Source organism: Mesorhizobium sp. M1322 (assembly GCF_040318085.1).
Taxonomy (GTDB): domain Bacteria; phylum Pseudomonadota; class Alphaproteobacteria; order Rhizobiales; family Rhizobiaceae; genus Mesorhizobium.
The window spans coordinates 1-5,168 of sequence record NZ_JAMYLP010000169.1; the positions used below are offsets into that span (position 1 = coordinate 1).

At 61.1% G+C, this 5,168-nt stretch carries 5 protein-coding genes and 1 tRNA gene; 3 read left to right on the plus strand and 3 right to left on the minus strand.

What is annotated here, in order from left to right; genetic code table 11:
* Window positions 1–18: 18 nt before the first annotated feature.
* Together NKH12_RS29855 and NKH12_RS29860 are read left to right on the plus strand one after the other, a co-directional pair.
* Window positions 19–95 (plus strand) — tRNA-Met (locus NKH12_RS29855).
* Window positions 96–356: 261 nt separating this feature from the next.
* On the plus strand, window positions 357–590 hold the full coding sequence (locus tag NKH12_RS29860) for a DUF6429 family protein (protein ID WP_352956390.1): 234 nt from the start codon (window positions 357–359) through the stop codon (window positions 588–590).
* 181 nt (window positions 591–771) lie between these two features.
* Here NKH12_RS29860 and ftsZ read toward each other — a convergent pair whose 3' ends face one another.
* Complete coding sequence (gene ftsZ, locus NKH12_RS29865; RefSeq protein ID WP_352956391.1) at window positions 772–1,779, minus strand: cell division protein FtsZ; 1,008 nt, start codon at window positions 1,777–1,779, stop codon at window positions 772–774.
* Between the two features lie 262 nt (window positions 1,780–2,041).
* Window positions 2,042–2,827, minus strand: a complete 786-nt coding sequence (locus NKH12_RS29870) for an SDR family NAD(P)-dependent oxidoreductase (RefSeq protein ID WP_352956392.1) — start codon at window positions 2,825–2,827, stop codon at window positions 2,042–2,044.
* A 75-nt stretch (window positions 2,828–2,902) separates the two neighbouring features.
* On the opposite strand from NKH12_RS29870, the gene uxuA reads away from it, so the two are divergent.
* Window positions 2,903–4,087, plus strand: a complete 1,185-nt coding sequence (uxuA, locus tag NKH12_RS29875; protein ID WP_352956393.1) for a mannonate dehydratase — start codon at window positions 2,903–2,905, stop codon at window positions 4,085–4,087.
* Window positions 4,088–4,103: 16 nt separating this feature from the next.
* Here uxuA and NKH12_RS29880 read toward each other — a convergent pair whose 3' ends face one another.
* Window positions 4,104–4,997, minus strand: a complete 894-nt coding sequence (locus NKH12_RS29880; RefSeq protein WP_352956394.1) for a sugar phosphate isomerase/epimerase family protein — start codon at window positions 4,995–4,997, stop codon at window positions 4,104–4,106.
* Window positions 4,998–5,168 lie beyond the last annotated feature (171 nt).

Here is a 5,168-nt window from a genome sequence, read left to right on the forward strand (position 1 = left end):
CATTCGCCGTCAAGTTGACGCGGGGTGGAGCAGCCCGGTAGCTCGTCAGGCTCATAACCTGAAGGTCACAGGTTCAAATCCTGTCCCCGCAACCAAATCCAAAAACGGCCCGCCTCGCGCGGGCCGTTTTGCGGTTGAACCGCGCGCTCAATTTTGATCCTCATCAGGGGCCGCAAGGGAGGCGAGCCGACACAGCTGGACAGAGCAAGTGAATTATGTCCCGACAACCAGCTTCGACAAAACCCCAGCAAACTCAAAACGGTTGGCGTCGGGCGTCACACTGACAAACACGCAGAGAAGCATCCAACCGGTGCGGGCCTCGGCAGACGCCGTTTTCCCGTGTTAGACTGCCTGGCATGGAGATGGACACTGACAAGATCGACAACGCCGTTCTGGGTCTGCTTTGGCTAACGCTGCATGAAGAGAGGCGCGCCTGGAAGGGGTTGGATTGGGATGCTTTGGATCGTTTGCACCAGAAGGGGCTGATCGCCAATCCAGCAAACAAGGCGAAGTCGGTAGTTCTGACAGATGAAGGTCTGCGACGTGCTGAGGAGCAGTTTCGCACCCTGTTCACGCGGCCGGCGCCATGAGCGCTGGGCCGGCCTTTCAATTCCACGGCAAGAGTCGCGCAGACAAAATTGAGAACTTAACCCGCAGGCCCGCAACAAGTGCGGTTGGCAAGGGGCCCGCCCCGACCACCGTCTGCCGGCGGTCTCCAGAGCGGCGGATCTTCAGTCGAAACCTGCCGCCGGCGCTGCCAGGGGGCTTGGTTCAGTTGATACGGTTTTCCAACCCTGCCGTCAGTGGTATCTCAAGCCCCCGCCGCAATCCCGTCGCAACGACCGACACCCTGAATTTTCCTGCGAGCGCCTTGTCGAAAATGGCGCCGACGATGATATCGGCATCGGCGTCGACCTCCTCGCGGATGCGGGTGGCAGCTTCGTCGACCTCGAACAGCGTCATATCAGTGCCGCCCGATATCGAGACAAGGACGCCCTTGGCGCCCATCATCGACGCTTCGTCGAGAAGCGGGTTTGCGATTGCCGCTTCGGCCGCCTTCCTGGCGCGGTCCTCCCCGGTGGCTTCGCCGGTTCCCATCATCGCACGACCCATGTCGCGCATCACCGACTTCACATCGGCGAAGTCGAGATTGATCAGCCCTTCCTTGACGATGAGATCGGTGATGCAGCCGACGCCGGCGTAGAGAACGCGGTCCGCCATGGCGAACGCGTCCGCGAAGGTCGTCTTGGCATCGGCGATCCTGAAAAGGTTCTGGTTCGGGATGACGATGACAGTATCGGCGCTTTCACGGAGCCGCTCGATGCCCTCGTTGGCCGCATGCATTCGGCGGTTGCCTTCGAAGACGAACGGCTTGGTGACGACGGCCACGGTCAGTATTCCCGCGTTGCGCGCAGCCTGCGCTATGACCGGCGCCGCACCAGTTCCAGTTCCGCCTCCCATGCCCGCGGTCACGAAACACATATGCGTTCCCGCGAGATGGTCCATGATTTCGTCGATCGATTCCACGGCCGCGGCATGGCCGACCTCGGGCAGGGAGCCTGCACCAAGGCCTTCCGTGACGTGCGCTCCCAATTGGATCAGCCGCGTTGCCTTCGACATGGTGAGCGCCTGGGCATCGGTGTTGGCAACGATAAATTCAGTGCCCTGCAAGCCTTCGGCGATCATGTTGTTGATGGCGTTGCCGCCACCGCCGCCAACCCCGATGACGGATATTTTGGGCCTCATCTCCGAGATTGCCGGCCTCGTTGCGGTGTTCATTTGCCGTCTCTCCCCTTGAATTCGCTAGCGCAGCGGTCGGTGGAAGGCTTGTTCCCGGCGCACTGCAAAGACTTTGGACAGTGCGCGAATCAGGACAGCCGAGCGTAACCAAGGGAATCAGACGGTTGAACCGGCTGCAAGTGCACTATTCGCGCTCGCGCATGTTATGCGCTATTGGTCGCCGTCGGTGCTTCGTGCGGCGGCTGACCGAAAATCGTCCGACGACAACGTCTCCCGTAAAGCCGAGACCGATCTTCCTGTTCTACTTCACGCCGATGCCGGCCGTCAGGCCGCCATCGATCCTGTAGTCCGCACCGGTACAGAACCCGGCTTTCGACGAACACAGAAAGACGATGAGTTCCGCCACTTCCTCCGGCTCGCCGATGCGCCCGATGGGGTGGGCTTCACCGAAGCGCCTGTAGGCGGCCTCGACATCGGCATCGGTGCCATTCTCGCCGCGCGCCGCCTTTTCCAGGATCGGCGAGCGGATTGAGCCCGGGCTGACGGAATTGACGCGAATGCCGGAGCGCGCGTAGTCAAGCGCCAGAGAGCGCGTCAGGCTGTGGATGGCGCCCTTGGTCGTAGCATAGGCGGCGACGTTCTGCTGGCAGGCGAAGCCCTGCACCGAAGCCACGTTGACGATGGCGCCGCCGCCTCTCTTCATCATCTCGGGAATACCGAAATGCGCGGTCAGGTAGATCGAGCCGACATTGACTGATATCGCCTGGTTCCAGGTGTCGAAATCGGTGCTAACAGCGGTTCCATATGGATGGACCGCCGCGGAATTGACGATGATATCGAGGCCGCCGAACCGCTCGACACCGGCCGCGACCGCGTCGCGAACCTGATCCGGCACGGAGACGTCGACCGCCATGACCAGCGCCCCGGCGCCGGAGCTGTCCAGTTCCGCTGTCATCGCCGCATTGGCCGCGCGATCAATGCCGCAGGCGATGATCGCCGCGCCGCCCGCGCTAAGACGTCTGGCGGTTGCCAGGCCGATCCCGGTCGTCCCCGTCACCAGAGCGATCTTGCCGTCGAAATCCCTCATTGCACAAACTCCTTTAATTTGACTTCCATTGTGGCCCAACAATACGGTTCTGTTTTATCGCAAAGGAAAGCCTCGATGGAACAGTGTTGGCGCTGGTATGGCCCTGACGACCCGGTAACGCTCGATCATGTCAAGCAGGCCGGAGCTACGGGCGTCGTGTCCGCCCTGCATAATATCTATGACGGCCGCGCCTGGCCTTTGACGGACATCCTGGAGCGCAAGCGGATCATCGAGGCCGAAGGGCTGACCTGGTCTGTCGTGGAGAGCATTCCCGTCCACAATTCGATCAAGATCGGCTCGGCCGAACGGGTTCGCTATGTTGGCTGGTACAAGGACACGATCCGCGCGCTGGCGAAAGCCGGCATAAAGACCATCTGCTACAATTTCATGCCTGTGGTCGACTGGACCCGCACCGACCTTGCGTATCGTCTTCCAACGACGGGCTACGCCCTGCGGTTCGATGCGATCGATTTTGCCGCATACGACCTTTTCGTCCTGAAGCGCAGGAATGCCGAAGCCAGCTACAGCGCGGCACGCATCGCCGAAGCGGAATCGCGACTGAAGGAACTGAACGAAGAGCAGATCGACAGGATCGAGCGCAATCTTATTGCCGGCCTGCCGGCAACCGAGCGCAGCTACGTCAGGGACAGTTTTCGCGAGGCATTGGCGGAATATGACTCGATCGGGCCGAAGGAATTGCGCGACAATCTCGCCTGGTTCTTGCGCGAGATCATTCCGGTGGCCGAGCAGGAGGGAGTGCGCATGTGCATCCATCCCGACGACCCATCATTCTCGCTCTATGGCTTGCCGCGGATCGTTTCGACCGCCGAGGACGCGCGTTTCATCCTCAACGCCGTCGACGGCCCAGCAAACGGCCTGACATTCTGCACCGGCTCCTACGGTACGCGCGCAGACAACGACATTGTCGGCATGGTCAAGGAATTCGCCGACCGGATCCATTTCGTCCATCTGCGCAATGTAACCATCGAGGATGACGGCTCCTTCCATGAAGCCGAGCATCTGGAGGGTGGCACCGACATGGCGCATGTCATCCTCGCTCTGATGCAGGAAGAGACGCGCCGTCGCAAGCAAGGTCGCGCCGACTGGCGGATCCCCATGCGCCCCGATCATGGCCATCTGCTCGCCGACGATATCGGCAAGACCAGGATCAACCCCGGCTACTCATTGATCGGCCGCCTGAAAGGCCTCGCTGAACTGCGCGGCATCATGCGCGCCGTGGAACGTTTTGAGCTGGCCTGAGGATCGCAAACAGGTGCTAACGCTGATGGCTTGATGAAACAAGCTCGGCCTTGCGCCGTGCCGTCTCCAGCCCGATGGCGATGAAGCGGCGTGCATGCCGGGCCAGCTCCATATTGTCGGTCCACAGATTGCGCCAAATGGCGGTTTTCTTCGACAGGTTCTCGTCGACGATCTCCGACGAGAAGGATTCGAAACTGAGGTCGTCGCTATAGCCGATTGCGGTCAGCGCATCGAAGATCGCGGCGAAGCCGATGTTGCCGGTGCCGAGGAAGCCGCGATGGCTCTCGCCGATATGGACATAGCCGATCTTGTCAGCCGCGTGGCGGATGGCCAGCCCGATATCGGCCTCCTCGATATTCATATGGAAAGTGTCGAGATGCAGGAAGATGTTGTCGGAGCCGGTGTCCTCGATAAAGGCCAACCCTTGTGCCGCGGTGTTGAGCAGATTGCTCTCGAAGCGGTTGACGATTTCGAGGTTGAGCGTGACGCCGGCGGCCTTGGCGGTCTCCGCGACCTTGGCAAGCGTCCCGGCGCTGCGGTTCCATTGATCGCGCGTCGGCGCCTGCGCCTGCAATCCGTGGCTGGTCGAGAGGATGCCGGCAACCTTCCGGCCGCCGAGATCGCGCGTAAGCGCGATCGTGTCATTGAGGATTTCGACGCCGCGCGCGGCAATCGTCTTGTCGGCGCTCGAAATGTCGCCGTCGGCCGGCAGCCCGATGCTGATCGCCACGCCGAGATCGAGCTCGGCGATGCGCTTGGCCAGTCCGCCAATGTCGACATTGGCAGGGTCGAGATAGGAGAATTCGATCAGGTCGAAGCCGGCCTCTTTGGTGTTGGCCAGCGTCCGCTCGAGGTCGCCTTGCGCCGAGCTCGCCGACCAGACGAAAGAATGGATTCCAATGCGCGACATGATCGTCTCCTGCTGCTCGAGAGCATCGGACCCACAAGTGGGAACCGGTTTTGGGAAAAATCCGATGCTCAAACAAAAAATTGGTGCGGCCCCTGGCCCCGCCCCCCCACACCAGTCGAATATAAACAAAAACACGCCCCCCCCCCCCGAGCAGATGAAGTAATGGTACAG